The organism is Actinomadura sediminis (genome assembly GCF_042675525.1).
GTDB lineage: Bacteria > Actinomycetota > Actinomycetes > Streptosporangiales > Streptosporangiaceae > Spirillospora > Spirillospora sediminis.
In genome coordinates this window covers 1-3,822 of record NZ_JBHTJA010000214.1, presented here as the reverse complement: position 1 = coordinate 3,822, position 3,822 = coordinate 1, and the positions used below count along the sequence as shown (strand labels likewise).

Annotated in this window: 4 protein-coding genes; 2 read left to right on the top strand and 2 right to left on the bottom strand. The window is 74.7% G+C overall.

The window, feature by feature from the left end; translation table 11 throughout:
* Both ACFQ11_RS37280 and ACFQ11_RS37275 read left to right on the top strand, forming a co-directional pair.
* On the top strand, window positions 1-270 hold a 270-nt coding region (locus ACFQ11_RS37280), incomplete at its 5' end, for a response regulator transcription factor (RefSeq protein WP_378307611.1).
* Between the two features lie 329 nt (window positions 271-599).
* The gene (locus ACFQ11_RS37275; RefSeq protein WP_378307609.1) at window positions 600-1,424 is read left to right on the top strand and encodes a nitroreductase/quinone reductase family protein; all 825 of its coding nucleotides are present in this window, start codon (window positions 600-602) and stop codon (window positions 1,422-1,424) included.
* 14 nt (window positions 1,425-1,438) lie between these two features.
* Here the strand turns inward: ACFQ11_RS37275 and ACFQ11_RS37270 are convergent, their stop codons facing one another.
* Both ACFQ11_RS37270 and ACFQ11_RS37265 read right to left on the bottom strand, forming a co-directional pair.
* A complete protein-coding gene (locus ACFQ11_RS37270; RefSeq protein ID WP_378307607.1) occupies window positions 1,439-2,392 on the bottom strand; it encodes an ornithine cyclodeaminase family protein in 954 nt (317 codons plus the stop codon).
* Window positions 2,393-2,423: 31 nt separating this feature from the next.
* Window positions 2,424-3,416 (bottom strand): ABC transporter ATP-binding protein, encoded by a 993-nt coding sequence (locus tag ACFQ11_RS37265; protein ID WP_378307605.1) that lies wholly within the window; start codon window positions 3,414-3,416, stop codon window positions 2,424-2,426.
* Window positions 3,417-3,822: the final 406 nt, after the last annotated feature.

The window sequence follows — 3,822 nt, the reverse complement described above, 5'->3', positions numbered from 1 at the left end:
CGCCTGGAGGCGCTGCGCGCCCTCGGCGCCCGCGCCCGGCTCGCCGCGCCGGCGGGGCGCGCGCCCGGCGGCGGGCCGTTCGGCGCGCTGACCGCGCGGGAGCGGGAGGTGCTGAAGCTGGTCGCCGAGGGCCGCAACAACCGGGAGATCGCCGAGGCGCTGTTCATCTCGCCGAAGACCGCGAGCGTGCACGTCTCCAACATCCTCGCGAAACTGAACGTCGCCAACCGCACCCAGGCCGCCGCGCTCGCGAACCGCGAGAATCTGTGAAATGCGCGATTGCATCGACCGGCCCGTGCTGATAATTTCTTGTCCGTGACTGCCGGGTCGGCCCGCTGGGGCCAGGAGCGAGTGAGGCACCCGGCCTCGGAGTGATCCCGAGGCGGGCCCGTGCCCCACCCTTCCCACCTTCTCTTTCTCCGTACGCGCACTGCTTCTCGTACGGGCATCGCCTCTCGTGCGAGCACCGCGCGTGCCGTCCTTCCGCGCCACCCGAATCGCTTCGGCGCGCTTTTCCCAGCCCTTTTTCCAGCCATGGCCGCGTTTCGCCCCCATGGCCGATCACGCCTGCCCGAAAACAAAAGGAGACACACCGCAGAATGGATTTCAATCGTCAGGTCATCGAGGAGTTCCGCGCCAATGAGGGCCGGGTCGGCGGCATGTTCGAGGGCGGCCGGCTGCTTCTGCTGACGACGACCGGCGCGCGGTCCGGCGCCCGGCACACCGTCCCGCTCGGGTACCTGCCGGACGGGCCGGAGCGGCTGCTGGTCATCGCGTCCGCCGGGGGCTCGCCCCGGCACCCCGCCTGGTTCCACAACCTGGTCGCGAACCCGCGCGTCACCATCGAGACGGGCGCGTTCACCGTCGAGGCGGACGCGGTCGTCCTCGCCGGCGAGGAACGCGACCGGCTGTTCGCGCGCGCCGCCGAGGCGGACCCCGGATGGGCCGGGTACGAGGAGAGGGCGGGGCGCACGCTGCCCGTCGTCGCGCTCACCCCCGTCCACGACGGCCCGCCGCGCGGCCCGCTCGGGCAGTCGATCAGGCGGATCCACGGCGAGTTCCGCAGGGAACTCGACAGCATCCGGCGGGAGGTGGCCGCGTCCGGGACGACGCTGGGCGCGCAGCTGCGCGTCAACTGCCTCACGTTCTGCCAGGGGCTCGACAACCATCACCAGGGCGAGGAGGCGATGGTGTTCCCCGGCGTGGAACGCGCGCACCCCGAACTGGCGCCGGTCGTCGCCCGGCTCCGCGAGGAGCACGAGGTGCTGAAGGACCTGCTGGCGCGGCTGCGGGCGGTGCTGGGCTCGGACACCGTCGCCACCGGGGCCCTCGCCGCCGAGGTGGACCGCCTCACGCGCGAGGTGATCGCCCACCTCGACCACGAGGAGGAGCTCGTCCCCGTCCTCGACGAGTTCGTCCTCTAGCCGGGCCGGTCCGCTCAGGCGAGGAAGTCGTACTCGCGGCCGGTCCCGGCGGCGCGGGCGGCCTCGTAGGCGGCCCAGCTCAGCGCGAGGTCCTGCCAGGGCAGGCCGACGGGCGCGTACACGGTCACCTCCTCGTCCCGCAGCCGGCCCGGGACCTCGCCGCGCAGCAGGTCCCGGAGCGTCCCGGCCGCGTGCCGGCCGTCGAGGCCGGCGGCCGCGAGGACGCCCGCGCCGGCGGCGAGCGCGACGTCGTCGACGACGACGCGGGCGTCCTTCAGCAGGCCGGGGCCGAGTTCGGCCTTGCCGGGCTCGTCGGCGCCGAGGGAGGTGACGTGCGCGCCCGGCGCGACGTCGGCGGCGTGCAGGAGCGGGCGGCGCGCCCAGGTGGCGGTGACGACGATCTCGGCGCCGCGGGCGGCGGCACGCGGGTCGGGCGCGACGGACGCGGGCGCGCCGAGCCGCTCGCCGAGCCGTGCGGCGAACGCGGCGGCGCGTCCGGCGTCCAGGTCGCAGACGGTGAGCGCGCGGACGGGCCGCAGTTCGGCGAGGCGGCGCAGGACGAGTTCCGCCTGGGCGCCCGCGCCGACGACGGCGACCGCGCCGGCGCCGGGCCGGGCGAGCGCGTGGGTGCCGAGCGCGGCGGCGAGGCCGGTGCGCCACGCGGTGACGGTGGCGGAGTCGAGCTGGGCGAGCAGCTCGCCGGTCTCCAGGTCGTGCAGGCAGACGACGCCGCGCAGCGCGGGGCGGTTCCCGGGGAACTTCGCGTTCACCTTCACCGTGTAGGCGGGCACTCCGGCGACGAGGCCGGGCAGCAGCGCGGTGGCGGTGCCGGGGCCGGGCAGCGGGGCGATCGTCCGGTGCGCCGGGGTCTCGGCCGGGGGCGCGGTGAAGCCGCGGCGGAGCGCGTCCAGGCACCCGGCGGGCTCCAGCAGCCCTTCGAGGTCGGAACGGTTCAGGAGGAGCGTCACCCGGCCATCCTCCCGATCCGGACGGACGGCGTCACGGGCGGGGGTGCCGCCTCGCCGCGACGAGCGCGTCCCATTCGGTGCGCCAGTCGCGCCCGTTCTCGTCGACGAACGAGCCGGGCGGCGGTGTCACGCCGTGCGCGGCGAGCCACTCGCCGGGGCGGTGCATGGACGGCCGGATCCGCCCGTCGCTCGGCATGAGCTGCGGCGGGATCGGCGCGGGCGGCGGCGCGGGGGCGTTCTCGGCCGCCAGTTCCGCGACGTCCTTCTCCTCGGCCATCCCGATGGGGCCCTCGCGGCGCGCGTTGAAGAACTGGTTCACCGCCGGGTGCGTGCTGGACAGGATCATCTCGCGCGGCCCGAACATGACCAGGCCGCGGCGGAACAGCAGGCCGAGGTTGTCGGGCAGGACGCGGGCGGTGCCGATGTCGTGGGTGACGATGAGGAAGGTCGTCCCGAACTCGGCGTTCACGTCCACGAAGAGCTGGTTGAGGTAGGCGGTGCGGACGGGGTCGAGGCCGGAGTCGGGCTCGTCGGCGAGGATGATCTCCGGTTCGAGGACGAGGGCGCGGGCGAGGCCGGCGCGCTTCTTCATCCCGCCGGAGATCTCGCCGGGCAGCTTGTCGCCCGAGCCGGACAGCCCGACCATGTCCATCTTCTCCAGGACGATCCGGCGGATCTCGGCCTCGCCCTTCTTCGTGTGCTCGCGGAGCGGGAACGCGATGTTGTCGAAGACGTTCATGGAGCCGAACAGGGCGCCGTCCTGGAACAGCACCCCGAACGTGCGGCGCATCCGGTACAGGTCGCGTTCGCGCAGGCGGGGGACGTCGCCGCCGCCGACGTAGACGTGGCCGCGGTCGGGGCGCAGCAGGCCGACGAGGTTCTTGAGGAACACGGACTTGCCGGTCCCGGACGGGCCGAGCAGCGCGGAGATCTCGCCCGCCGGGATCGTGAGGGACACGTCGTCCCAGATCACCTGCCGCCCGAACGACTTCCTGAGCCCTTCCACCCGGATCTCGACGCCCATGGGCCCTCCCGGCCTTCCGCGCGGGGACCGGTGGCGGGGGTTCCGCCGGCGCTCGTCCGGTCCCCCCGTCCCTTCCCGTTGTACGCCGGTATCGGCCCGCTGGGGAGGCCCAGCGGGCCGGCCGATCGGGCGGCGGGCCGCGACTCCCCGCGCCGCCTGCGGATCCATGCTCGACGTGCCAACGGGTCCACACGCGTTTAGTCATCTTCTTGCCTTACGTCCCCTTTGTCGGTTCCTCGACCATGTGCGGTGTCTCCGGCGCGCCATCGGGGCGCGCCGCTCCCCCCTGGAGGCACGCATGAACCAGCGTCACGGACGCGCCCGCACCGCCGCCGGCCTGGCCGCCGCGGCGGCCGGCCTCGCCGCGGCCGCCCTCGTCACCGCCCCGCCGGCGGCCGCGTCCCCC